The sequence below is a fragment of the Streptomyces kryoterrae genome, from assembly GCF_054072135.1.
On the sequence record NZ_CM133358.1, the window covers coordinates 9311665 to 9335805 of the forward strand.

Here is a 24141-nt window from a genome sequence, read left to right on the forward strand (position 1 = left end):
GGCACGACCCTCGAACCACGCTCAGCGCCTCGGGCTCTCCTTCGACAGGGAGGCAGTCAGGGCTGCCGTTGACGCAGGAAGACTCCCGTATCGCCCTCTGAAGTCCGGGGCCATCTTTGGTGATGCCCGTTTCGGTACGCCAGATCTGTGTGGGAGGGCCCCGTACGGTCACCCGTCCGGGCGCGGTGTCTCCTGGTTGGGCAAAAATGATCTTGCTTAGCGGATGACGGTCTTCCGCTCTCGCTCCGTCAGAGGCGGGCCGTGAAGGAACGAGCGTTTCGGGCCGAAGAGCATCGGAATGAGCATGTCCGGGGAAAGTAGGCGTGTAGGGGGCGCTTCCAGGCTCATCACGTCCAACAGTGCGCCAAGGGCTCTGGGGTTGCGGGCTCCGGTCTTAACGGCGCGGTCGATGAACCGGGCGAGGAACTTCTCGGTACTGGTGGGCGGGGTGTCGGTTGCCCCCGGGTAGAAGATGTCTTGACCGACGGCCAGATCCCACGATGCGGCGACGGGGCGGGCTGCGGCCTGCTGGAGACGCCGCGCAGTGCCGGGAACGGTGATGCTGGTGGTGCGCAGGATGTCGCGGACTGCGATGGCGCACTGTGCCGCGACCGTGAGGCCGTGCCCGTAGACGGGGTTGTAGCCGGCGATGGCATCGCCGAGGACGATGAAGCCGTCGGGCCAGGAGGCCATTTTCTCGTAGTAGCGGCGAATGTTGGCGGTGCTGCGAGTGGTGGCGACGTCGCCGAGGGGTTCGGCGTCCTGCAATAGTTCGCCGATGATGGGGTCGCCGAGGCCGAGTGCGAAGTCGACGAAGGCGTCTGGGTCCTTGGTGGGTTCGCCGCCCCGGGTGCCGGAGAGGGTGACGACCCATTGGCGGTCTTCGACGGGCAGGATGATGCCGCCCTGTCCGGGAGCCTTGTCGGGGTTGGCCTGTACGTTGACCAGCGGGAAGTTGATGTCGCCCGCGGTGCCGGGGGCCCGGAAGAGCCGGGTGGCGTACGCGACGCCGGCGTCGACTTTGCGCTCCGTGACCTGTGGCAGTCGTAGGGCTGTGAGCCACTGGGGAGCATGGGAGCCGCGGCCGGATGCGTCGACGACCATGTCGGCGTCCAGCGTGAGCTCGTTGTCGGCACCGTCACGAACGCGGACCCCGGTGACGCGCGTGGCGCTGCCATCCAGGCCGAGGACGGTGGTGTCCTGCATAACGGAGATGTGCTCGATGCTGAGGACGCGTTCTCGGAGTTGCCAGTCGAGCAGGTCGCGGGAACAGACCAGGTTGCGGTGGTGGGTTGTCATGAAACGCCGGAACCAGACCTCGTTGGGGGCCCTGGAGACCATGTCGCCCATGATGTGGACGAGGCGGGCGCCGCTGGCCACGACGTCCCCGACGATGCCGGGGAGCAGTTCGTTGAAGGCCTTGACCCCGCCGCTCCATACGAGGTGGGCATGGCGGGCTTGAGGGACGCCTCGGCGGGCCTGGGGGCCGCTGGGGAGGGAGTCGCGTTCGACGATGGTGACGTTGGCGAACTCGCTGAGCGCGGCGGCGGCGAAGAGGCCGGCAGCGCTGGCGCCTATGACGATGGCGGTGGGCCGACGGGTTGTCAGGCTGTCAGACATGGCTAACGCTCTCTCTTGTGGTCGCCCGCTGGCGGATGGTGTCGACGAGGCGGTGGCGGCGGAAGGCATCGGAGATGGCGATGATGTGGTCGGTGACATCGGTTCCGATCTGGGCGGGTTGGTCGTTGGAGGCGTAGGGCGCTCCTTCACGGAGAGCGTCGATGGCTGCCCGGATGGCAGCGGCACCGGCAGCTCCACGAGCCGTGGTCTCGTTGTCGTCAGCGCGGACCTTTTCGTACGTCTGGTAGTACCGGCCGTGATCGAAGTAAGGGGCGAGACGGAGCAGTGCGTCATGGATGCTCTGCTGGCGTTGGAGTAGGCGCAGGTCGAGCGGCGCCCAGCGGCTCACCCTGGCCTGTGCGGAGGACCTTTGGATGACTCGCAGCGCTCGCCAGAGCGGTTGAAGACGGCGGTACTCGGCGCGTTCTTGGATCCATCTCCTGATTGCCGGGCCGGCCTGGGGAATGATGAATCCGATCGCGACCAGGACCGCGTCCAGGAGCGCGAAGGGCGGTGCCACTTGGGTGCTGAGGAAGTCCCAGTTGGTGCCGGACCAGCGAGCACCCATAGCGACGATCTTGGCGACGTCAAAGACCAGGCCGGATGCATAGCCCGCCTGCAGACAGACGAGTCCCGTCTTCAGCCAGCGGTTCCCGACCTTGGAGAACCAGGTGCCGATCATGTACGCGGCGACCATGGCCGAGACCATGTGGGCGACCAGGTACAAGAGCACGTGCTCACGCATCCACGGCGTATTGGCGTAGTAGGTATCGAGGTCGTAGACCCGTTCCCTGGACACGTCGGCGAGGAAGAAAGTGACCCACAGCGCGACGATGATCCCGGTGTAGATGAAGTAGACCCGCTTCATCTTCCGTTGGCGCTTGGCGGAGGGCCCCTCTCGCCACCGCCTGATCATGTTCAGACAGGTGGCGCAGAAGGCGGTCAAAAGTGAATAGGTCCAGGGCGCGGCGATGTTCGGGACGCCCGTCATCACGTTGATCCGGTGGATGTTGGCCGGAGTGACCGAGACGAAGACGGCCGTAGCCAGGGCCAGGAGCAGGGCTGTTGCGCGTACGTCGGGGTCACGCCAGGCGCGTGCGAGCGTGGGAAGCTTGAAAATGAGGGCTATCGCCAGCAGCAGGGTGGGAAGGGCGTAGGGGATGTGGAAGTCGCTGAGTTCCATCAGAGGATGCGCCCGCCGCGGTTGCTCAGCGACAGATTGATCCGGCCCTCCACCGTGTCGGGGTTCACCGGGCCCTCTGCGTACCGTCCAGGAATCCAGGTACGTACCTCGCGGCCGAACAACAGGCCGAATGTCTCAGCGTCGACCTCGTGGTCGTCGTGGGAGTCGGCGCGTGCCGCCACGGTCAGGAGTGCTTCACGTGGGATCTGCTGGGCCACGATGATCTGCTGCACGGCACGATGGACTGCGTCGGGAGCCTGATCAGCCGTGAGGCTGCGGGCGGCTGCGGGGATGTTCCCGTCCACGTGGTGGCCACAATCGCCTTTCTCCTCGTGCCATAACTCATGTCCAAGGATGACCAGTTGGGATTCCGGGACAGCCCGTTCTTCGACGACGATCACCGAGGAATCACCGAGGTCGAGGCGTACGCCGGAAACAGCAATGTCCTCGGGAAAAGCGTTGAACACAAGCTGGATGGGCCGGTTGACGCGCACGCTCATGGCCTTGCAAAACTCAGCCATGACGGCCTGGGGGTCGGCCGGCCGCGTAATCACCTTGCCCGCCTCCCGGCCAAGGACGGCAAGTAAGGACTTCATCTCTTTGATGCTCATCGTGGGGCGTCTCCCGTCGGCGGGACGATAGACCGGAGGACGTTCACCAGAAGCTCCTCGATCTGGTCGGACGTCAGCGAGCCATGGAGGCGCAGGTCGACACCGACCACGCCGTGCTTCTCCATAAGTGCCTGGAGAGGGTCCTGCACCGGATTCTCGTACTTCAACAACCGGGGCAGGAGAACCCGGTTGAGGGCCTCGTCGGGCGGCGCGGTGAAGAACGCTTCGCCACCCTCTACGTCAAAGAACTCTGCGAGACCGTGCAGGAGGGTGACGTTGGGAACCTTCTCGCCGGCGAGGAGCTTGCGCGCCCACACCTGAGAGATAGCCAGCCGCTCAGCCACGTCCGCTGCGAGCTCCGACATGCGGATGTTGGTGCGAACCAAACGGCCGTCGGCCAACGTCCTGATACGTGCGCAAACCCGTTGCTCAACGGTGCCGGGCGACGGAGTTTCGCCGCGCAAGAGGGCACTGACGTCTTCCTCCGAAAGGGCAGTCTGAGCAGCCAGTTCACGAGGGTCGAGTAGTTCCGATCTTGCAAGGCCCTGCTCCTCGATGCGCGCGTTGAGGCGCCGAAGAGTCTCGGGGAGATGTGGCTCCACCGATTGCGCTCCTGGTGTGGGTGAGTCGTTGGGGGCTCGAACACTACGTGGAGACCCACCCTAGAGCCAACGATCGTTTCCCGCCTGAAAACGATCGTTGACAGGTGTCATGAGTCGTAGCAAGATCCGTGTCTACGCTACCGACGGGTATCAGCACACCCCGTATCCGGCAACGACTCGCGACGCGACCCAGCGACGCAACACCTCACGGAGGGCTAAGCCGGTGCATGGAAGCACACGAAACAGCAACACCAGCCGAACCTCGAGAAAGCTTCGAACCAGCATTCGCACGACGTAGTCGACGGGACGGACAGCACCGTGACGATCTCCGACGCCATGCCACAGCTCTGGGCATCCAGCCTGCGGAAACCCGCGGCCGACAAAGCCCCTGCCGTGCCGAGGGTTCTCAACGTAGAGAACTCAGTCGAGTTCCGTCTCGGCCCCCAGTACACACCCATCGAGAGCATGCGCCGAGCGCGCGGCTTCGTCACGAAGGTGCTCCCCGCACTGCTCGTCGCAGCGCCCAACGCCGAAGTCGTTGACGAAGCGGTCCTCTCGGTGCTGACCGAACTCGTCGACGTCACCGCCCGGCACCGTGCCAGCACCGATCTGAGTGGGCGGATTTCGTACGACGGTGAGCACGTCCTGATCACCGTCGGAGAGATGAGCCGCCCGTTGCCTGGCCCGCACGAGGAGCCGGGCTTGTTCCTCGTGCACCGCCTGGCCGACGACATCGGCCAACACCGCGGCGATGACAACGGGTTCGCGACCTGGGCGTCCATTCCAGTTCGGTCGAAGGTTTAGGCGGTGTTCTATGAGGTGAGGCGGCTGGGGCTTCAATACGGGCTGTTCAACCTCACCGAGGGATGATCAGCTCGCTGAGCTGCCCCGCCGTTGGCATCCGACCGCGGTTGAAGACAACCGCGACAAACAGCACCACCACCGGCAGCAAAGGAACGAGCGCAGCTTCGGGCAACCCGAGGACGGCCGCACAAGCCATGACCAGCACGACCGCGACCCCCACCACGACCATTCGCAATCGCTCCCTCGGTGTGGCCGGATCCACACCGGTTAGTTGATCGGCGTCGAGAAGGTCGTCGATGCGGCCCTCGGCGTAGCGTTCGGCGATTGTCAGCAGCATCACGATGAGGTCTTCAAGGGCGCGACCCGGCTCGGAGTCCTGCCGCGCTTCGGCCCGTCTTAACGCGCCCACCACTAGTAGGACTCCGTTAGGTTGCTTTGGCTCTTGGGTTTGGTCTGGTGGCGGAGGTTCTGGGCAGGGGGCGGTGGCAGGTGGTGCAGGTGCCGGTCCAGCAGTTCAGCAGGTCCTGGATGGTGTCGAGGATCTGGTAGAGGGTGAGTCCGCCGTATCGGCTTTTGGGGCCAGGCGCTGTTCGGTGAGGAAGGCGTGGGCGGCGGTGACCAGGGTGACGTGGTGATGCCACCCCGCCCAGGAACGTCCCTCGAAGTGGTCCAGGCCGAGGCCGTGCTTGAGTTCCCGGTAGTCGTGCTCGATGCGCCAGCGGATCTTGGCCAGGCGGACCAGTTCGGCCAGCGGGGTGCCGGCGGGCAGGTTCGACAGCCAGTAGTCGGTGGGTGCTTCGGCGCCTTCGGGCCACTCGGCCAGCAGCGTGACCTCGGGCAGGACACCGTCCCACAAGCCCTCCTGCGCGGTCGCGGCGGCCCGGGCCAGGCGGCGGGCCCGGACCCCGGCCGGCCGCACCCGCAGTGCCAGGAAGCGCGAGCGCATCGGCCCGCGGGAGCCTTCACGCCAGGTGACCTCGGTGAATGCCTGTCGCCCGTGACCAACGGCCAGAACGGACACGGAGGACGGCTTGTCCCGGTAACGGGCCTGCGGTTTGCGGCCGTTCCCGGACCAGGCCGGGGCGGCGGGCTGCGCATGGTGCGGGTGCACGGTCACATCCGAACGGACCGCTACGACATATCCGATGCCCCGGCCGGTCAGGCCGTCGCGGAAGTCGGCGTTCTGCCCGTAGCCGGCGTCGGCCACCACCACCGGCGGCACCAGCCCCCACCCGGCCAGTTCGTCGAGGGTGTCCAGGGCCAGGCGCCACTTCTCCCGGTGCCCGACCTCATCGGGCACCTGGCAGCGAAGCCGGCGTTCGGCGTCGCTGTCCCACTCCCTGGGCAGGAACAGCCGCCACTGAAGCGGGACGGAGGCGGCATCGGTGACCGCGTGCACGCTGACCGCCACCTGACAGTTCGCCTGCTTGCCCAGGGCCCCGCAGTACTGGTGAGCCACGGCGACCGACATCCTCCCGTCCTTGGGAAACGACACGTCGTCGATGGCCCAGGCATCCGGGCCGATCAGCGGCACCATCCGTTCCGCGATCCGCCGCCGCACCGGCACCGGATCCCACGGCGACTGGTTCACGAACTGCTGCAGGTTCTGCTCGTTGCCGTCCGGCAGCCGCGCAGCCATGGCCTGGATGGACTTGCGCCGCCCGTCCACCATCAGCCCCCGCAGATAGCAGTCGCCCTTGGCCCGCTGGTCCTTGCGCGGCACCGAGGAGAACACATCAGCCACGAACAACGCCAACTTCGCCCGAGCACGGTTCACTTCATGTGCGTCCACACACCCACCATGCCGCTGAACACCACCGACAGAAAGACCTAACGGAGTCCTACTAGTGCCGCATGCGCCTTGAACTGCCGCTCATTGTGCCGTCTAGCTCTAGCGCGGCGGGTGCGATGGGCCCTCCAGATGGCATGCTCAACCGGTTGCATGGAAACGCGCGGGATCTGGCAGTCCGGTTGGGTCTCCTCCCAACGCCGGAGAACTGTGGCGCACTGGGCTGCGACCGTCAGTAGCGCAACGACAGCCCAACAGCGCCGGTACTCCATTCGCGCGCTCTCCTTGTCCCGGAGTCCAGTGAGGTACTCCAGGTCATAGGCGGCAACCGTCCCTCGGTTGCCAGAACTGGTCAGGTTTATGCGGTTGGCGAGCCGTACTTCAACGATCAAGATCAGGGCCCAGAACAGGAAGGGCGGGACTTTGCCGATCGCGCCAAAGTCCCAGAGCCGCACCATCGTTGGTAAAGCCACGATGCTGCTCAGCAGTGCTTGCACCACGCCGGGCTGCGGCCCAGGATCCGCGCTCAACCGCAGATGCTCCCAGTCGGCCATGTCGTCGACGTTCGCCGCGACGAACAGCAGTAAGAGGAACTGGAGTGTCTTGATCGCCGTGGCCAGGGGCAAAGCGCGCCACCACCGCATGACATACAGCGGGGCCAATCCGTGGCCGTCGACCCGATCTCGTATTCGAGGCGGCAGCAGCATCATCTGCATCAGAAGCGGAGCAGCTCGACGCACCCCCGAGGCGACCCGCAGTCGCTCAAAGTCCTCCAAAAGCCGCGACGACCAGCGCTGAACCGGCCCAGGAAAGACGAGCAGAGGGATCGCGACCCAGATCACCAGATTGACCACGATTGAAAGACCGATCCTCAACACATCGGCAGTGTCACCCATCCCGATGGCAGTGACGGCCGGAACGCGAAGAACCGTCGACGGCGCTCGCGTCTTCAGCACGAATCGATGTAGGTGGCAGAACGCGTGATCTGGACGCAGGCAACCGCTGGCCCGTACTCAGCCGTCCTTCGGGTATGCCGCACCCAAGCCCTGCACCGTCCCCAACTCCGCCTTCGTGGCCACACTGCGGCCGCAGCAGCCCGACTGACCCAGTCGGTTGCCGAGGCATCCACGTTGCCGGCCACACGTCATGCCTTGCCCACCTGGATGACTCCGACCGTGACGTCTATCTGGCCAGCCTGACCCCCGGCGCCGACATCGACCACCGCGGCACCCCCTTCACCGAACCACTTCTCGATGCCCTCCTCAGCGTTCTCCGCGACCCTTCCACCGGACACCCCCGCCTTGGCGCCGCCGAGTTCCGGTCGGCGACCTTCGAGGGCATCGCCAGGTTCCGGTCGGCGACCTTCAAGGGCGACGCGTGGTTCGATTCGGCGACCTTCGAGAGTGACGCCAGGTTTGAGTCGGCGACCTTCGAGAGCGTCGCCAGGTTCGAGTCGGCGACCTTCGAGAGCGACGCCTGGTTTCGCTCGGTGTCCTTCGAGAGCGACGCGTGGTTCGATTCGGCGGCCTTCGAGGGCGTCGCCTGGTTCGAGTCGGCGACCTTCAAGGGCGTCGCCGGGTTCGAGTCGGTGTCCTTCGAGAGCGACGCGTGGTTCGATTCGGTGACTGTCAAGGGTGACGCCTGGTTCCGGTCGGCGACCTTCAAGGGCGGCGCGTGGTTCGATTCGGCGACCTTCGAGGGCAACGCGTGGTTCGATTCGGCGGCCTTCGAGGGCGCCGCCAGGTTCGTGTCGGCGGCCTTCGAGGGCGTCGCCAGGTTCGAGTCGGTGATCGTCAAGGGCAACGCCTGGTTCGTGTCGGCGACCTTCGAGGGCAACGCCAGGTTCGAGTCGGTGACCGTCAAGGGCAACGCCTGGTTCGTGTCGGCGACCTTCGAGAGCGACGCCTGGTTCGGGTCGGCGGCCTTCGAGGGCGTCGCCAGGTTCGAGTCGGTGACCGTCAAGGGCAACGCCTGGTTCGTGTCGGCGACCTTCGAGAGCGACGCCTGGTTCGAGTCGGCAACCTTCGAGAGCGACGCGTTGTTCAGGTCGGCGACCTTCGAGAGGGCATTGAGTCTCGGGCCGTTTGTGTGCGCCGGGCGGGTCACGTTGTCCGGGGCGGTGTTCGGCGGCCCGGTAACCCTCTCGTTTGCTGCGCGCCGCCTGGAGTGCCGGCGGACCCGCTGGTCGTCGACGGCGGAGTTGCGTTTGCGCTACGCCACGGTGGATTTCGCCCATGCGGTCTTCGAATATCCCCTGACCATTGCGGCAGAGCCAGATCCGTTCGTGCTCTCCGACGGCCAGCAGATGGCAGAAGTGCCCTTCACTGGCGCGCCCGACGCCAAGGCGCGCATCGCCTCGCTGCGCGGAGTGGACGCGGCCCACCTGGTCCTCGCCGACGTCGGACTCGCGGGATGCCTGTTCACCGGGACTGTGCACCTCGACCAGCTCCGCCTGGAAGGCACCTGCTCCTTCGACACGGTCCCACCCGGTACACACTGGCAAGCCGGGCGCCTGGTGCGGTTCACTCAGCGCCGCACGCTCGCTGAAGAGCACCACTGGCGCGCAAGTCAGCCGACAACCGTCCCGGGCTGGAACGTAGCCGTATTTGGAGCTGGGCAAGTCGGACCAGCACAGCTGGCACCGGTGTACCGGGCGCTGCGCAAGGCCTTGGAGGACAGCAAGAACGAGCCGGGTGCGGCAGATTTCTACTACGGCGAGATGGAGATGCGCCGCCACGACCACACCGGCACCACCCGCGCCGAACGTGGACTGCTGCACAGCTACTGGCTGCTGTCCGGCTACGGCCTGCGCGCTTCCCGGGCGCTAGGCTGGCTCGCCGCCGCCATGCTCGTCACCATCCTGCTGCTGATGGGCTTCGGACTCCCCAAGGACGATCCGAAGCAGGAAGCGACCGGCACCGTGCCGTCTGGCGGCGGGCGAGTGACCTTCGAGATCGACAAGGACGATCCGCGCAACCCCACCGGGAACCGGTTCACCGGCGAGCGCTTCGAGAAGGCTCTGAACGTCACCCTCAACTCGGTGGTCTTCCGCTCCGCCGAGCAGGACCTGACCACCGCTGGCACCTACATCGAGATGACCTCCCGCCTGACCGAGCCCGTCCTCCTGGCCCTCGCGGTCCTAGCCATCCGCAACCGTGTAAAACGCTGACCTCGCCCACCCGGCACTGAAGCAACCAGTGCACGTGAACGGGCATGCTCCTGCTGCACCGGAGTGTAAAGCTGTCCTCTGAACGAGTCTTCTCAGAAGCCCTCTTATGTAGCCCTCCAGTTCTGCCTATCAGTCTTCACCAGGGGCGTGTCTCCGGTCTTCGAGGCTGGTCGCCGGCCCGTAAATTTGGGCCGAGCCCCGTCGTCGGGCATGCCTCAGAGCAGAGTCGTCGGCCTCTGTCGGGGGTCGGACTGCAACCAATCCGTCTGCCTTGGTCAGAGCAAGTCAATGCCGGGAGGTAACCCGTTCGAGGATATTTATGGTCTGTTCCAGCCTGGGTTTTCTGAGTTCACGAGGCACCTGCGCCGGAAATGCACATCTGCTGTACAGATCCCTACGGCCATGTGACGTGCATCACGGATGGTGTCCACATGCTGGACGCCCCTTGGCTGGGCCGCAGACCGATGCCCTCTCGCTGTTCTCTAGAAAGCCGATGGACTCGGGGGCCATCGCTGGTGCCGCGCCGGAAGCGCAACTGCGCAGGCATGAAGCAGGGTTGGGAGCTTAAGTAGCCATCAAGGTAGCCATGGAGGGGGGCAATCTGCATGGCTACGCAGGTGATAGCGGTGCGGTGACTCTCCTGCCAGCAGAATCTGGGCCGGCGCGAGACATACGGCGAGTGGACCAACGTCTGGTGGGCGAAGACCGACGACGACAGCGGCAACGCCGGTGTCTACGTCAGCGACGTCTACCTCAAGGGCGGCGACAACGACGCCCCCGTGCCCGGACTCCCGGTCTGCTGAGCCCGCACATACGCCTCCAGACCGGACGCGACCACCAGCCCCTCCGCCGCGAACAGCCGGGTACCGCGATCGCACCGGTCCCGGTCGAAGCGGGCCCGGGCGCAGAACTCCTCGGGCGTGCCGCCGAACAGGTCCCTCAACCCCGGTGACTGGCCGAGGAGTTCGGTGAGCAGCCGGCGTTCTCCCGGATGTGGGCGTGGAGTTCCGGACCCGTCGTGCAGCACCCCGCGCCGGTTGACGTAGGCGTACACGCCGGAGAGCCGTTCGCCCGACTCCAACTCGACGCCCACCTCGGGGGAGGGCAGCCAGGCACGGTCGTACGGGCCTGTCGGGACCGGCACTCCCTCGCTGGCGTCGATGACGGCCAGCTGGTCCGCGTCGAGCCAGGTGACGAACAACTCCCTTGCGTTCCCCGGGGCGTTGAAGGGTGACGCGGAGACATACCCCAGTCGGCTCACATGGGCCGAGACGCCGACCTCGATCCCGGTGACCAGGGCCCGGGTCATCGGGAGCGGCTCGCGGATGTCGAACTCCGCCATCTTGTGCCGCAGTTGACCCGGACAGGCGTTGGAGCCGACGGCGAGGACGGGCACACGGTCGGGAAAGAGGCCGGGGAGGTCGGGCGGCGGGCCGACGGGGAGGGGGAGGAACCGGTCGCCGTCCAGGATCCCCGACTCGCTCGGCCACACGCCCGGATAGGTGAGCGGATGCTCGCGCGGCGCCTCGGCGAGGCCGAGGGACTCGAGTGTGGGCATCCCCGGGATCAGTCCGCCGGGGGCAGTTCTCCCGACCCCCGGGTGATCAGGCGGGTCGGGAGTTCGATGCGCTCCGGGGTGAGCAGCGTGCCGTCCAGCTGGCGGAAGAGGCGTTCGGCGGCCGTGCGGCCGAGTTGGGCCGCGTCCTGGGCGACGACGGTGACGCCCGGCCGGAGCAGGTCGGCGAGTTCGAAGTCGTCGAAACCCACGAGGGCGACGGGACGGCGCTGTTCGTTGAGGACCCGGACGACCGTCACCGTCACCCGGTTGTTCCCCGCGAAGACCGCCGTGACCGGGGACGGCGCGGTGAGCATCTCCTCGGCCGCGCGGCGCACCCGCTCCGGGTCGGTGACGCCGAGCGACATCCACGCGTCCTCGACCGGTATGCCCGCGTCCTCCATCGCCGCGCGGTAGCCGCGAAGCCGCTCGACGGAGGTGTGGATGCGGGGCATGTCGCCGATGAAGCCGATCCGGCGGTGGCCGTGCGCGATCAGATGGGCCACCCCGTCGCGGGCGCCGCCGAAACTGTCCGACAGGACGACGTCGGCGTCGATCTGCCCGGCCGGCCGGTCCACGAACACCGTGGCGACGCCCGCCTTCAGCTCGGGCTCCAGGTACCGGTGGTCGTCACCGGCCGGAATGATCACCAGCCCGTCCACGCGCCGTGCGCACAGCGCCAGCACCAGCTCCTGCTCACGGTCCGGGTCCTCGGCGCTCGACCCGTTGATCAGCAGGGCGCCGTGTGCCCGGGCGATCTCCTCGACCGCCCGGCTCAGGGGGCCGTAGAACGGGTCGGCGAGGTCCTCGAGGACGAGGCCGATGCTCGCCGTACTGCCCTTGCGCAGCACCCGCGCACTGTCGTTGCGGCGGAACCCCAGCGCGTCGATGGCCTCCTGGACGCGCCGCTCGGTCTCCGGGGTGACCCCCGGCTCGGCGTTGACGACCCGCGAGACCGTCTTCAGACCGACCCCGGCGCGTGCGGCCACGTCCTTCATGGTCGGACGGTTGCCGTAGCGGTTCTCCGGGCGGCGGGCAATGTCGGCCACGATGCGCTGTCCTGTCCTGTCGTCCACGGGATGACGGCCGGTCCGCGGCGATCACTGCGATGCTCCGGACCGTGATGCGTACGGGGGATGCGTCGTCCCAGGTTGTGTATGAGGATGTGGCGTCGAGCATAGAGCCTGGACAACGTTGTCAGATGCAGGAGACACTGTCCACCGCCAACTCCGGCCTGGGCCCCCACCATCAGACCGGCCTGCCCGCTTTTGCCATGGTTGACAGGGAGATCAGACACTGATGCACACCGACCTCGTGGCCGCGCTCGACATCGGCGGCACCAAGATCGCCGGAGCGCTGGTGGACGGCCACGGCCGGATCCTGCTGCGCGCACAGCGCCCGACGCCCGCGCTGGAGGCCGGCGAGAGCGTGATGCGGGCCGTCGAGGAGGTTGTCGCCGAGCTGACCGGATCGCCGCTGTGGGTACGCGCGACGGCCGTCGGTATCGGCAGCGCGGGGCCGGTGGACGCCTCCGCGGGCACGGTGAGCCCGGTGAACGTACCCGGCTGGCGCGGCTTTCCGCTCGTCGAACGCGTCAGGGCCGTGACCGGTGGCCTGCCCGTCGAACTGATCGGCGACGGCGTGGCGATCACGGCGGCCGAACACTGGCAGGGCGCCGCCCGAGGCCACGACAACGCGCTGTGCATGGTCGTCTCGACCGGCGTCGGCGGTGGCCTGGTCCTGGGCGGACGGCTGCACCCCGGGCCCACCGGCAACGCCGGCCACATCGGGCACATCAGCGTCGAACTCGACGGTGAGCTCTGCGCCTGCGGCTCCCGGGGCTGCGTGGAACGCATCGCCAGCGGTCCGAACATCGCGCGCCGCGCACTGGCGAACGGCTGGCAGCCGGGCCCCGGCGGCGACATCTCGGCCGCAGCCGTGGCCGAGGCGGCGCGGGCCGGCGACCCGGTCGCGGTCGCCTCCTTCGAGCGGGCGGCCCAGGCGCTCGCGGCGGGCATCGCCGCCACCGCGACCCTCGTGGAGATCGACGTCGCCGTGATCGGCGGCGGCGTGGGCAAGGCCGGCGACGTCCTGTTCACGCCCCTGCGCGCGGCCCTGAAGACCTACGCCACGCTCTCGTTCGTCCAGCGCCTGGAGATCGTACCGGCGCAGATGGGCACGGACGCGGGCCTGGTCGGCGCGGCAGCGGCGGCTCTGACACGCAGGGCGGACGACACGGCCGAGGCGAGCGTCTGAGAACCACGAGCCGACTCGCCCGATCCGGGTGGGGAGCCGGTGGAAGCCGGTGAAGTGACGCGAACGACAGGGACCTCCTGGCAGCAGCAGGGGTGTTGGCGGCGTCCGGCTGTGCCGGGGGGTTCTGCCGTGCCGTGCGGTGTCGGGTCGGCTGGGTGCCGGGCCGGCGCGGCTGTGAGAGGGCGTTGACGACGCCCTGGATCCCGGCGATCCGGGGCGTCGACATCCGCGATCCGTGGAGTGTGCCTCAGTAGTAGGACGGTGCGGCCACCGGAAATGTGACGCGATGCGCGAACGCCGTGACCCCGGCCCCGGTTCAACAGTTGAACCGGGCATGAAGAAGCGCAGCATGCTCGCCATCGCCTCCCTCGCCACCGGGTTCGTCGTCGCGGCGATCACCCCCTCCCACGGTCTCGGGGCCGACGCCCTCGGTGATCTGAGCGTGGACGACACGCTCAGCGCCCTCGACCACACCGTCGCCAGCGACAGCCTGGCCGTGGACCAGAACCCGCTGGGAGGCGACAGCACCACCGGCTGACGAGCCCAAATGTGGTCGAAGTGGCGCCGGTGCACCCGTGTGACGGGGCACCGGCGCCACTGTGTCGGCGGCCTCAACTGGATCTGGTTTCCGTGGCAGGGTGGAGCGGGCAAGCCTCAGGGGTCCAACAGAAGAGGGGGAAACGTGATCGTCGTCTGGGTCAACGGCGCGTTCGGCGCGGGGAAGACCACCACCGCACGGGAACTGAACGAACTGATCCCGAACAGCACGCTCTTCGACCCCGAGGTCATCGGCGGCGCACTCGCGCACCTGCTCCCGCCCAAGCGCCTCGCCGAGGTCGGCGACTTCCAGGACCTGCCGATCTGGCGGCGGCTCGTCGTGGACACCGCGGCTGCGATGCTCGCCGAGCTCGGAGGCACCCTGGTGGTGCCCATGACGCTGCTCCGCCAGGAGTACCGCGACGAGATCTTCGGCGGTCTCGCCGCCCGCCGGATCGCGGTCCGGCATGTGCTCCTCGCTCCGGCGGAAACGATCCTGCGCGAGCGAATAGCCACCCGGGAGATCCCACCGGACCTCCCGGACGGCGAGATACGCGTACGGCAGTGGTCGTACGACCAGATTGAGCCGTACCGGACGGCGCTCGCCTCCTGGCTCACCGCCGACGCCCACCCGGTCGACACCAGTGCCCTCACCCCGTACGAGACGGCCGTACGGATCGCCGAAGCCGTCAGCACCGGGACCGCGCCCGTGTGCGACATCGTGCAGACCCCGGAACCCACCGGCGAGACGGTGGCCTCCGGGGTCCTGCTCTTCGACGAGCACGACCGGGTCCTGCTCGTCGACCCGACCTACAAGGCCGGCTGGGAGTTCCCCGGCGGGGTCGTCGAGCGGGGCGAGGCACCCGCGCGCGCGGGCATCCGCGAGGTCGCCGAGGAGACGGGCATCCACCTCACCGACGTACCCCGGCTCCTCGTCATCGACTGGGAGCCGCCCGCACCACCCGGATACGGCGGACTGCGCCTGCTCTTCGACGGCGGGCGGCTCGACAGCGCCGAGGCCGGGCGGCTGCTGCTGCCCGGCCCCGAACTGCGTGACTGGCGCTTCGTCACCGAGGAGGAGGCCGCCGGCCTGCTCCCTCCCGTCCGCTACGAGCGTCTGCGCGGGGCGCTGCGGGCCCGCGAACGGGGCGCCGCGCTCTATCTGGAGGCGGGGGTGGCGGTGGGACAGGCCGAGGTGGAGTAGGGCAGGTTTCCCGGCGGGCTCAGGACGCGGCGTAGTTCCGGAGGAACAGGGCCTCTGTCACCGACAGGCGCTCCAGTTCCTCCGGGGACACGCTCTCGTTCACCGCGTGGATCTGTGCCTCCGGCTCGCTCAGGCCGATCAGCAGGATCTCGGCCCGCGGGTAGAGCGACGCGAGGGTGCTGCAGAGGGGGATCGAGCCTCCCTGGCCCGCGTACTGCATCTCCTGGCCCGGGTACGCGACCGCCATGGCCTCGGCCATCGCCGCGTACGCCGGGCTGGCGGTGTCGGCTCGGAAGGGCTGGCCCTCGCCGATCTGCTCCATGCTCACCCGCGCGCCCCACGGCGTGTGCGCTGTCAGATGCGCCTCCAGGAGCTTGGTCGCCGCCGCCGCGTCCACGCCCGGCGGCACCCGCAGGCTGACCAGCGCGCGGGCGCTCGCCTGCACGGACGGGGTGGCGCCGACCACCGGCGGGCAGTCGATGCCGAGGACCGTGACCGCCGGACGCGCCCAGATCCGGTCGGCGACCGTGCCGGAGCCGATCAGCTCCACACCGTCGAGCACCTTGGCGTCCGTACGGAACTGCTCCTCGTCGTACTGGAGCCCGTCCCACGACGCCTCGTCCGTCAGCCCGTCGACCGTCGTCGAACCGTCCTCGGCCCGCAGCGAGTCGAGTACGCGGATCAGCGCGCCCAGCGCGTCGGGCGCGGCCCCGCCGAACTGGCCCGAGTGGAGGTTGCCCTCGAGAGTGTCGATGCGGATGCGTACAAGAGCCATGCCGCGCAGCGTCGCGGTGACCGTCGGCAGACCCAACCGGAAGTTGCCGGAGTCGCCGATGACGATCGTGTCGGCGGCGAGCAGCTCCGGGTGTTGCTCGGCGTACCGCTGCAGACCGCCCGTGCCCATCTCCTCCGAACCCTCGGCGATCACCTTGACGTTGACCGGGACGCCGCCGTTCGCCTTCAGGGCGCGCAGCGCGAGCAGGTGCATGATGAGGCCGCCCTTGCAGTCGGCGGCGCCGCGCCCGTACCAGCGGCCGTCGCGCTCGGTCAGCTCGAACGGCGGGGTCGCCCAGCCCGCTTCGTCGAGCGGCGGCTGCACGTCGTAGTGGGCGTAGAGGAGGACCGTCTTCGCGCCCTCGGGGCCGGGCAGGAAGCCGTACACCGACTGCGTGCCGTCCGGGGTGTCGAGCAGGGCCACGTCCTGGAAGCCGTCGGCGCGCAGCGCGTCGGCGACCCAGTTCGCGGCGGCCTCGCTCTCGCTCCTCGGGAACTGCTCGAAGTCCGCCACCGACTTGAACGCCACCAGTTCGGTGAGCTCCGCCCGTGCCCTCGGCATGAGGGAGGCGACGGTCTCGGCGACCGGATTCGAGGACATGGGCACGCTCCTTGTGGGTGCGACGTTGTACGAGGGAAGTCCTGTGATCCTCCCACAGCGGACTGCGGCGAAGCCCGCCGTAGGATGCGGAGGAACAGGTGCGGCAGGCGGATGGATCAGGAGCAGCAGACCATCGTGAGCAGCGAGAACTCTTCGGCGGACGACGTGGCGCAGGTGTGGGACGTCGTTGTGGTGGGCGCGGGACCCGCGGGGGCTTCGGCCGCGTACGCCACGGCGGTCGCGGGCCGCAGTGTGCTGTTGCTGGAGAAGGCGGAACTGCCGCGCTACAAGACGTGCGGCGGCGGGATCATCGGCCCCTCGCGGGACTCCCTGCCGCCCGGATTCGAACTGCCCTTCCGGGACCGGGTGCACGCGGTCACGTTCTCCAACAACGGCCGCTTCACCCGCACCCGCCGCTCCAAGCAGATGCTGTTCGGCCTCATCAACCGGCCCGAGTTCGACCAGCAGCTCGTCGAGCACGCCCAGAAGGCGGGCGCCGAGCTGCGTACGGGTGTCACGGTGTCGCGGGTCGAGCAGCACGGTTCTGCGGTGCCGGACCGGCGGACGGTCGCCGTGGTCCTGCAGGGCGGCGAGACCGTGCTCGCCCGCGCCGTCGTGGGCGCGGACGGCAGCGCCAGCCGCATAGGAGCACACGTCGGGGTGAAACTCGACCAGGTGGATCTCGGCCTGGAGGCGGAGATCCCGGTGCCGGAGACCGTCGCGGAGGACTGGCAGGGGCGGGTGCTCATCGACTGGGGCCCGATGCCCGGCAGTTACGGCTGGGTGTTCCCCAAGGGGGACACGCTGACGGTGGGTGTGATCTCCGCGCGTGGTGAGGGCGCGGCCACCAAGCGGTACCTGGAGGACTTCATCGCCCGGCTGGGGCTGGCCGGCTTCGAACCGAGCATCTCCTCGGGCCACCTGACGCGCTGCCGCGCCGACGACTCGCCGCTCTCCCGGGGCCGGGTGCTGGTCTGCGGTGACGCGGCGGGCCTGCTGGAGCCGTGGACCCGCGAGGGCATCTCGTTCGCGCTGCGGTCGGGGCGGCTCGCGGGGGAGTGGGCGGTACGGATCGCGGAGGCCCACGACGCCGTGGACACGCGCCGCCAGGCCCTGAACTACGCGTTCGCGATCAAGGCGGGGCTCGGCGTCGAGATGGCCGTCGGCCGGAGCATGCTGAAGGCGTTCGAGCGGCGCCCCGGAATGTTCCACGCCGCTCTGACCGGCTTCCGCCCCGCGTGGAACGCTTTCCGGGACATCACCCGCGGCTCCACCTCACTGGGCGAGCTGGTGCGCAGCCACCCCATGGCGGGCCGCGCCCTGACCGTGCTCGACCGGCCCTGAGGCCTCGCCTCGTACGGGTCCGGCGGGGCGGTCACGGTTTGACGGTGATCCGGAAGACGGGGTGCTTGGGAGCGGCGGCGAGCAGTTCCTCGTCGGTGGAGTTCACGTCGACGTCGCCGAAGAAGCGCCCCACTTCCCAGCCCCACTTCTTGAGGTAGGTGCGCAGCACGACCGGCTTCTCCGCGTCGGGCAGCTCGACCGCGGTGAACTCCTGCACCCGGCGGCCGACCTTGAGCTGTCCGCCGCCGGCGGCGCGCATGTTCCGGACCCATTCGGAGTGGCCGCGCGCCGAGACGAGGTACGGGCCGCCCTCGTAGGGCAGCGGGTTGACGGGCACCTGGCGCCACTCGCCGCTCTTGCGGCCGAGCACGGAGAGTTCGGCTGTGCCCATGAGGCTCACGCCGTGGCGAGCGAGCCAGCCGATGAACCCGTTCATGACCTTGTCGAAGCCCTTGGGCTTCACGTAGTGGGTCGACGGTGACGGCATGGTGTCCTCCTGGGGACCTGGCGAAACGTGGCATCAGACAATGCCGGAGCGCTGGAGCCTTGCTTGCGAGAGCACTGCTCTCGCTTGAGAACAGTCTGTCGGAGATCGGTGATCCAACGCAAGAGCACTGCTCTCTTTTTAGTTCAGTGCTCTTGTTTGTGTGCACTGCTCTGAAAACATGGAACACTCGCATCCATGAGCACCGCACAAGGAGCCCGCGCCCGCGCCCGGATCGAAGTCACCTCGGCGATCAAGGACGAGGCGCGCAGACAACTCGCGGCGGAAGGCGCCGCCAAGCTCTCACTGCGGGCCGTCGCCCGCGAGCTCGGCATGGTCTCCTCCGCGCTGTACCGCTACTTCCCCAGCCGCGACGACCTGCTGACCGCTCTCATCATCGACGCCTACGACTCCCTGGGCGAGGCCGCCGAGGCCGCCCACACCGCCGCCGAGGACACCGGCCCGCTGCGGCGCTGGGTCGCGGTGTGCGAGGCGGTGCGAGGCTGGGCGCTGGGCCACCCCCACGAGTACGCGCTGATCTACGGCTCGCCGGTCCCCGGCTACAAGGCGCCCGACACGACCGTGCCGGCCGCTTCCCGGGTCGGCCTGCTGCTGACCGGCATCGTGCGTGACGCCCACCGAGGCGTCGGGGTGGCGCGTACCCCGATCCCCGCCGAACTGCGCCCCGAGGCCGAGCGGTTGACCGCCGACCTCGCCCCCGACCTCCCGCCGGAGGTGGCGATGGCGCTCGTCGCGGCCTGGGCGCAGGTGTACGGGCTGGTCGGGTTCGAGCTGTTCGGCCAGTTCAACCGCGTGGTGGAGGACCGGGAGAGGTTCTTCCGGTATGCGGTCAGCCGGATCGCCCACGGGGTGGGACTGGTCTTCCCCGAGAAGGACTAGGGGGCGGGAACAGGGGAGGGCGCAGGCGCGAGCTGCCACGGGCCCCGTACTCCCCGGGGAGTACGGGTGATCACCTCGCCCGGCGGACGCCGTCGCCGGGTGGGGCCGTCTAGCGTGGCGGACATGGACGAGCAGCGGGTGCGCGAAAGCGGGGGAGGCCCGCCTCGGTGGTGGGGGCACGGGCCCCCGTGGCGGGAGCGCCGGTACGGGGAGGGCCGGCCCGGGACGGACAGGGGCGTCGGCCGTTGGCCCTGGCGTTCCACCGTCCTGCTGACCGCCTTCGTGCTCGCCGGCTCGAAGTTCGCCGCCGACCAACAGGTGGGCGGGCGCGCCCACCTGGACCTCTTCGCACGGCTCCTGCTCGTCGCCGGCTCGGGGCTGCTGCTGTGGCGGCAGCGGTACCCGGTGCTCGTCGTCTTCGGCACGGCCACGGCCGCCATGGTCTATCTCGGCGCCGGGTACCCGTACGGGCCGGTCTTCCTGACCGTGGCCCTCGGCTGCTTCGGCGCTGTCGTCGCCGGGCACCGCAAGGCGGCCTGGACGGCCGTCGGGATGCTCTGGGCCGGGCATGTCCTGATCGCCCACCGGCTGTACCGGTGGCTGCCGCCGTCCGGCGACCAGGCTGCCCCCTGGGGCCAGGAGGTCGTCGCCGCCGCCTGGGTGATGGCCGTCGTGGCGGTGGCCGAGCTGGTCCGGGTACGGCGGGAGCAGTGGGACCGGGAGCGCGCCGAGCGCGCCCGGGCCGCCCGGCGGCGCGCCGACGAGGAGCGGCTGCGGATCGCGCGCGAGCTGCACGACGTACTCGCGCACAGCATTTCGGTCATCAACGTGCAGGCCGGGGTCGGTCTCGCGCTGCTCGACTCCGACCCCGAGCAGGCCCGGAGCGCGCTCACCACCATCAAGGCGGCGAGCAAGGAGGCGCTCGGGGAGGTGCGTCAGGTGCTCGACACGCTGCGTACGCCGGGGGACGCGCCGCGCGCTCCGGCGCCTGGGCTCGACCGGCTGTCCGAGCTGGTGGAGCAGGCGGCGGGAGCGGGACTGAACGTCGAGGTGCGGGGCACGGCCCCGAAGCTTTCGCCGGGCACCGGTCTGGCCGCCTTCCGGATCGTCCAGGAGGCCCTCACCAATGTCGTACGGCATTCGGGTTCACGGCACGCGCGTGTGCGGGTCGACGAGGCGGACGGCGCCCTGCGGTTGTGCGTCGACGACGACGGGCCCGCGACCGGCGCCGACGCGGGTGGCAGCGGGAACGGCCTGGCGGGGATGCGGGAGCGGGCCGCCGCGCTCGGTGGCACGATCGAGGCGGGGCCGCGCGCGGACGGTGGATTCCGGGTGCTGGCGGTGCTGCCGCTCAGGGTGAAGGAGGACCGGTGATCCGTGTACTGCTCGCCGATGACCAGTCGTTGGTCCGCGCCGGGTTCAGGGCGCTGCTCGACGCGCAGCCCGACATCGAGGTGGCCGGGGAGGCCGCCGACGGCGAGGAGGCGCTGCGCGGGGTACGTGAACTGCGCCCCGACGTCGTCCTGATGGACATCCGGATGCCCGCGCTGGACGGGCTGGCCGCGACCCGCCGGATCACCGGTGACGTGGCGCTGAACGATGTCCGGGTGGTCATGCTGACCACCTTCGAACTCGACGAGTACGTCTTCGAGGCGATCCGCTGCGGTGCCTCCGGCTTTCTGGTGAAGGACACCGAACCGGACGAACTCCTGCGCGCCGTAAGGGCGGTGGTCGCGGGTGACGCGCTGCTCTCGCCCGGGGTCACCCGGCGCCTGATCGGCGAGTTCGCCGCCCGTTCGAAGGAACCGGTCGCCGCTGACGTCCTTGCCCGGCTCACCGAGCGGGAGCGGGAGGTGATGGCCCTGGTCGGACTCGGCCTGTCCAACGGGGAGATCGCCCGGCGCCTGGTCGTCAGCCCGCTCACCGCGAAGACCCATGTGAGCCGCACGATGGTGAAGCTGGGGGTCCGCGACCGGGCTCAACTGGTCGTGCTGGCCTACGAGTCGGGGTTGGTGCGGCCGGGCTGGCTGGGCTGAGCCCCGCCGGTGCCGTCGTCCTCGCGGGCGAAGCGGTTCAGTACGCTCACCACCCGCACGGTGAACAGGACGGCGCCCAGTGTCGCCCCCGAGGCGACGAGCGTGTCCCGCACGGAATCGGACAGTGCGAAGACCCACGCAGGTCCGGCCACCACCCCGAAGACGAGGGCCGCCAGGAGCAGGGCGCTGCACAGGGCGTATCCGATCTCCACGGTGACCGCGTCCCGCCGCGCCTGGGTGCCCCGAGCGCGGCCCTGGCCCATGTGTCCCCCGTGGTTGTCCATCCGCCGAGTGAAACAGGCGGGTGCCCGGCCGGGCAAGCGATCCCGGCCGGGCACACACGTCGGAGCGGTTCCTGGTCGCGGGCATACATCGAATGCAAGTGCATGTAATGCTCGTACGGCAGATGAGCGCGACCAGCCGGCGCGTCACATGAGGAGGTCGGCTTCAGACGGCGGACCTCGCCTGCCACAGGGCGGCGAGCGCGGGATCGCCGTGCACGCCGGGGAACGGCTGCCGGTTCCACAGCGCCAGGTAGAGAGCGGCGGCGGGGCCGGTCACCTCGCAGTCGGCTTCCTGGGCCGCCTGATCGGCTTGCTCCGAGGTCCGCTCGGCCGCCGGTGGCTCCGACGAGAGCCGTACGGTCCACACCGCGTCGTCCCTGTCGGTCGCCCGGACCCGCAGTACCCGGGGCTCGTCCGTGCGGGCCCGGCTCTTGGCGCGGGCGTGGAAACCGAGCAGGAGTTCGTCGATGCCGTCGGTGGCGAAGTCCGGGTCGAGCGGGGAGGGCGCGGTGCCGAGGGCGGACTGGGCGTCCACCCGGTGGACGGCGGTCTCATGGGCCTGCCGCCTGGCCCAGAACGCGAGCGGTGAGGGGGCGGGCAGGAAACTCCAGCACTCGACGTCGGACGGAGCTGAGGCGAGGGTGTCGACGAGGGTGCGATGGCCCTCCCGGAACCAGGTGAGCAGCGCGCCGCCGTCGAGGTCGGGCAGGACGCCGAGGCGCTGAGGCGCGGTGTGACCCTCGGCGACGTACGACGTGGCCCAGCGGTGCACCGCGCCCATGTGCCGCACCAGGTCGCGGACCTGCCAGTCCGGGCAGGTGGGCACCTTGGCGTCGGTCCCCGCCTGCTCGGCCGCAGCGGCCAGCAACTGGCCCTCCACGTCCAGGATTTCCACGAAGCGCGCGGTCTCCATCAAGGCATTCTCCATTGTGGGATCGAGGTGGTTCCCTGTCTCAGGAACGTTTCGGTGGTTGCCGCGAACCGCTTCGCGTCGTCGAGCCACGGAAAGTGTCCGGCCCCGTCCTGGACGACCAGCCGGGCGCGCGGGAACAGCCCCGACAGCTCGGCCATCGCGGGCGGCGGGGAGTTGAGGTCGACCTCCCCGGCCAGTACGAGGACCGGTGAGGGGAGGCGGGCGAGTGCCGCCCTGGTGCCGGTCGGGTCGAAGGCGCCCTCGGCGGCGAACACCGCAGCGGCCTCGGCGTTGCGCTGCCCGTCCTCCGCGGCCCGGTGAGCCCGGGCGCTCTCGTCCCAACGGCCGTACCAGAAAGGGGCGATGGCCTGAAAGGTGTCGTCGCCGGCCTGGCCGGCGACGAGCTTCTCCAGGGCCGCGAACGCCTCCGGGAACCACGGCTCGTCCCGGCGCGACCGTGCCGTCCCGATCCGCGTGTCGCCGGTGACGGTGATGCCGAGGGCCGCCACGCTGGGGGTGATCAGCGCGAGCCTGCCCACGCGTTCGGGGTGCCGGGCCGCGTACAGCACGGCCAGGTTGGTGCCCGCGGAGTGGCCGAGCAGGTCAAGCCGGTCCAGGCCGAGGTGCTCGCGCAGGGCCTCGACGTCCTCTACGAGGCGGTCGCAGCGGTAGGACGCCGGGTCCTCCGGGACCGCCGAGCGACCGGTGCCGCGGAGGTCGAGCATGATCAGCCGCCGGTGCGCGGACAGGCCGCCGAGGTCCCCGAGATAGACGGAGTCCTGCATCGGGCCGCCGGGCAGACAGACCAGCGGCGGCCCCTCCCCGAGTTCGCGACAGGCCAGCTTGGTTCCGTCGTACGCGGAGAAGACAGACATGGCCATGACTGTCGCAGCGGAGTTCCGACCGGGCAACCGGGTTTTGGGCGAGGCCGGACCCGCAGTCTTCGGCGGGGTGGCCCTGAAGGCCTTCTGGTACCTCTTCGCCATCATGTTCGAGGCGTTGTTCGTCCTCGCGACGGTCGACGCGGGCACCAGGGCCGGACGCTTCATGCTCCAGGACATGCCGGGCAACGTCCGGAAGCCCATCGGCTTCTCCGCCCAGCGCGCCAAGTACGCCGACGTCATCGACGCCGGTCAGGCCCTGCCGCCCGCCAAGACCTCGACGACACGCACACCGTGGTCACCGACCCCACGGTCGACGGTGTCCTGACCGCCCTGTTCAGTTGTTGGTCCCGGTGGTCATCGCCAACGCGGCCGTGGTGGGCGTACGAGCCGTGCGTTCGCCCGTTCCGCTCCCGACGACGAGTCGCCGTACTGCGCACCCCGCACCGGGAGACCCACCCCCGGAGCCGCTGCTGACTCCTGGCCCGCAGTCTCCGGGATCTGGTGGCGACCGGCCGAGAAGCATCGGGGCGGCGTCCGGGAACGGGCTCCACCCCGTACGGTTTCCCCACTGGTCGCTGCTGTCCGACCTGT

23 protein-coding genes and 2 pseudogenes are annotated in these 24141 nt (G+C 69.3%); 11 read left to right on the top strand and 14 right to left on the bottom strand.

The annotated features are described in order from the left end of the window. Nucleotides 1-216 precede the first annotated feature (216 nt). The 4 genes from ACW4TU_RS41585 to ACW4TU_RS41600 are packed head-to-tail and all read right to left on the bottom strand — an operon-like array spanning nt 217 to nt 4016. Nucleotides 217-1620: an NAD(P)/FAD-dependent oxidoreductase gene (locus ACW4TU_RS41585; RefSeq protein ID WP_457422136.1), complete on the bottom strand. Its 1404-nt coding sequence runs from the start codon at nt 1618-1620 to the stop codon at nt 217-219. Beyond that, a complete protein-coding gene (locus ACW4TU_RS41590; RefSeq protein WP_457422138.1) occupies nt 1613-2803 on the bottom strand; it encodes an MAB_1171c family putative transporter in 1191 nt (396 codons plus the stop codon). The genes ACW4TU_RS41585 and ACW4TU_RS41590 overlap by 8 nt, the downstream gene beginning before the upstream one ends. Continuing rightward, complete coding sequence (locus tag ACW4TU_RS41595; protein WP_457422140.1) at nt 2803-3414, bottom strand: toxin; 612 nt, start codon at nt 3412-3414, stop codon at nt 2803-2805. The genes ACW4TU_RS41590 and ACW4TU_RS41595 overlap by 1 nt, the downstream gene beginning before the upstream one ends. After that, nucleotides 3411-4016: a hypothetical protein gene (locus ACW4TU_RS41600; RefSeq protein ID WP_457422142.1), complete on the bottom strand. Its 606-nt coding sequence runs from the start codon at nt 4014-4016 to the stop codon at nt 3411-3413. The genes ACW4TU_RS41595 and ACW4TU_RS41600 overlap by 4 nt, the downstream gene beginning before the upstream one ends. 318 nt (nt 4017-4334) lie before the next feature. Here ACW4TU_RS41600 and ACW4TU_RS41605 point away from each other — a divergent pair, with 318 nt between their 5' ends. Beyond that, the gene (locus tag ACW4TU_RS41605; RefSeq protein ID WP_457422144.1) at nt 4335-4820 is read left to right on the top strand and encodes a hypothetical protein; all 486 of its coding nucleotides are present in this window, start codon (nt 4335-4337) and stop codon (nt 4818-4820) included. A 52-nt stretch (nt 4821-4872) separates the two neighbouring features. Here ACW4TU_RS41605 and ACW4TU_RS41610 read toward each other — a convergent pair whose 3' ends face one another. From ACW4TU_RS41610 to ACW4TU_RS41620, 3 genes are all read right to left on the bottom strand, one after another. Continuing rightward, entirely contained in the window at nt 4873-5232 is a 360-nt protein-coding gene (locus ACW4TU_RS41610) for a hypothetical protein (RefSeq protein WP_457422146.1), read from the bottom strand. 102 nt (nt 5233-5334) lie between these two features. Next, on the bottom strand, nt 5335-6612 hold the full coding sequence (locus ACW4TU_RS41615) for an IS701 family transposase (protein WP_457422148.1): 1278 nt from the start codon (nt 6610-6612) through the stop codon (nt 5335-5337). A gap of 38 nt (nt 6613-6650) precedes the next feature. Continuing rightward, nucleotides 6651-7565: a hypothetical protein gene (locus tag ACW4TU_RS41620; RefSeq protein ID WP_457422150.1), complete on the bottom strand. Its 915-nt coding sequence runs from the start codon at nt 7563-7565 to the stop codon at nt 6651-6653. A 74-nt stretch (nt 7566-7639) separates the two neighbouring features. Here ACW4TU_RS41620 and ACW4TU_RS41625 point away from each other — a divergent pair, with 74 nt between their 5' ends. Both ACW4TU_RS41625 and ACW4TU_RS41630 read left to right on the top strand, forming a co-directional pair. Next, a complete protein-coding gene (locus ACW4TU_RS41625; RefSeq protein ID WP_457422152.1) occupies nt 7640-9778 on the top strand; it encodes a pentapeptide repeat-containing protein in 2139 nt (712 codons plus the stop codon). Between the two features lie 641 nt (nt 9779-10419). After that, nucleotides 10420-10581 (top strand): annotated as a pseudogene (locus ACW4TU_RS41630) (serine/threonine-protein kinase); the annotation flags it as partial. Here ACW4TU_RS41630 and ACW4TU_RS41635 read toward each other — a convergent pair. Together ACW4TU_RS41635 and ACW4TU_RS41640 are read right to left on the bottom strand one after the other, a co-directional pair. Beyond that, nucleotides 10527-11336, bottom strand: coding sequence for a hypothetical protein (locus ACW4TU_RS41635; RefSeq protein ID WP_457422154.1), 810 nt, complete (start codon nt 11334-11336; stop codon nt 10527-10529). The pseudogene ACW4TU_RS41630 and the gene ACW4TU_RS41635 sit on opposite strands and share 55 nt — an antisense overlap. Nucleotides 11337-11344: 8 nt before the next feature. Then, nucleotides 11345-12409 (bottom strand): LacI family DNA-binding transcriptional regulator, encoded by a 1065-nt coding sequence (locus ACW4TU_RS41640; protein ID WP_457422156.1) that lies wholly within the window; start codon nt 12407-12409, stop codon nt 11345-11347. A gap of 223 nt (nt 12410-12632) precedes the next feature. On the opposite strand from ACW4TU_RS41640, the gene ACW4TU_RS41645 reads away from it, so the two are divergent. The 3 genes from ACW4TU_RS41645 (at nt 12633) to ACW4TU_RS41655 (ending at nt 15330) form a co-directional block, all read left to right on the top strand. Continuing rightward, the gene (locus ACW4TU_RS41645; RefSeq protein WP_457422158.1) at nt 12633-13589 is read left to right on the top strand and encodes an ROK family protein; all 957 of its coding nucleotides are present in this window, start codon (nt 12633-12635) and stop codon (nt 13587-13589) included. 334 nt (nt 13590-13923) lie between these two features. Beyond that, nucleotides 13924-14127: a hypothetical protein gene (locus tag ACW4TU_RS41650; protein WP_457422160.1), complete on the top strand. Its 204-nt coding sequence runs from the start codon at nt 13924-13926 to the stop codon at nt 14125-14127. Nucleotides 14128-14271: 144 nt separating this feature from the next. Next, nucleotides 14272-15330 carry an NUDIX hydrolase gene (locus tag ACW4TU_RS41655; protein WP_457422162.1) on the top strand — a complete coding sequence of 353 codons (1059 nt, stop codon included), beginning with the start codon at nt 14272-14274 and terminating at the stop codon, nt 15328-15330. A 19-nt stretch (nt 15331-15349) separates the two neighbouring features. On the opposite strand, the gene ACW4TU_RS41660 is transcribed toward ACW4TU_RS41655, so the two are convergent. Next, nucleotides 15350-16705 (bottom strand): dipeptidase, encoded by a 1356-nt coding sequence (locus ACW4TU_RS41660; RefSeq protein ID WP_457422163.1) that lies wholly within the window; start codon nt 16703-16705, stop codon nt 15350-15352. Between the two features lie 135 nt (nt 16706-16840). Here ACW4TU_RS41660 and ACW4TU_RS41665 point away from each other — a divergent pair, with 135 nt between their 5' ends. Next, nucleotides 16841-18049 (top strand): geranylgeranyl reductase family protein, encoded by a 1209-nt coding sequence (locus tag ACW4TU_RS41665; RefSeq protein WP_457430571.1) that lies wholly within the window; start codon nt 16841-16843, stop codon nt 18047-18049. A gap of 31 nt (nt 18050-18080) precedes the next feature. On the opposite strand, the gene ACW4TU_RS41670 is transcribed toward ACW4TU_RS41665, so the two are convergent. Further along, on the bottom strand, nt 18081-18536 hold the full coding sequence (locus ACW4TU_RS41670; protein ID WP_457422165.1) for a nitroreductase family deazaflavin-dependent oxidoreductase: 456 nt from the start codon (nt 18534-18536) through the stop codon (nt 18081-18083). 195 nt (nt 18537-18731) lie between these two features. Here ACW4TU_RS41670 and ACW4TU_RS41675 point away from each other — a divergent pair, with 195 nt between their 5' ends. The 3 genes from ACW4TU_RS41675 (at nt 18732) to ACW4TU_RS41685 (ending at nt 21469) form a co-directional block, all read left to right on the top strand. Next, a complete protein-coding gene (locus tag ACW4TU_RS41675) occupies nt 18732-19433 on the top strand; it encodes a TetR/AcrR family transcriptional regulator (RefSeq protein ID WP_457422167.1) in 702 nt (233 codons plus the stop codon). A 123-nt stretch (nt 19434-19556) separates the two neighbouring features. Beyond that, nucleotides 19557-20807, top strand: a complete 1251-nt coding sequence (locus ACW4TU_RS41680; RefSeq protein ID WP_457422169.1) for a sensor histidine kinase — start codon at nt 19557-19559, stop codon at nt 20805-20807. After that, the gene (locus tag ACW4TU_RS41685) at nt 20804-21469 is read left to right on the top strand and encodes a response regulator transcription factor (RefSeq protein ID WP_457422171.1); all 666 of its coding nucleotides are present in this window, start codon (nt 20804-20806) and stop codon (nt 21467-21469) included. The genes ACW4TU_RS41680 and ACW4TU_RS41685 overlap by 4 nt, the downstream gene beginning before the upstream one ends. On the opposite strand, the gene ACW4TU_RS41690 is transcribed toward ACW4TU_RS41685, so the two are convergent. From ACW4TU_RS41690 to ACW4TU_RS41700, 3 genes are all read right to left on the bottom strand, one after another. After that, nucleotides 21430-21753 (bottom strand): DUF6332 family protein, encoded by a 324-nt coding sequence (locus ACW4TU_RS41690; RefSeq protein ID WP_457422173.1) that lies wholly within the window; start codon nt 21751-21753, stop codon nt 21430-21432. The genes ACW4TU_RS41685 and ACW4TU_RS41690 overlap by 40 nt on opposite strands. A gap of 163 nt (nt 21754-21916) precedes the next feature. Further along, nucleotides 21917-22666, bottom strand: coding sequence for a maleylpyruvate isomerase family mycothiol-dependent enzyme (locus ACW4TU_RS41695; RefSeq protein ID WP_457422175.1), 750 nt, complete (start codon nt 22664-22666; stop codon nt 21917-21919). Further along, nucleotides 22666-23541, bottom strand: coding sequence for an alpha/beta fold hydrolase (locus tag ACW4TU_RS41700; protein ID WP_457422177.1), 876 nt, complete (start codon nt 23539-23541; stop codon nt 22666-22668). Before ACW4TU_RS41700 ends, ACW4TU_RS41695 begins: the two co-directional genes overlap by 1 nt. Before the next feature lie 43 nt (nt 23542-23584). Here ACW4TU_RS41700 and ACW4TU_RS41705 point away from each other — a divergent pair. Beyond that, nucleotides 23585-23969: pseudogene (locus ACW4TU_RS41705) on the top strand (carbon starvation CstA family protein); the annotation flags it as partial. Between the last annotated feature and the right edge of the window lie 172 nt (nt 23970-24141).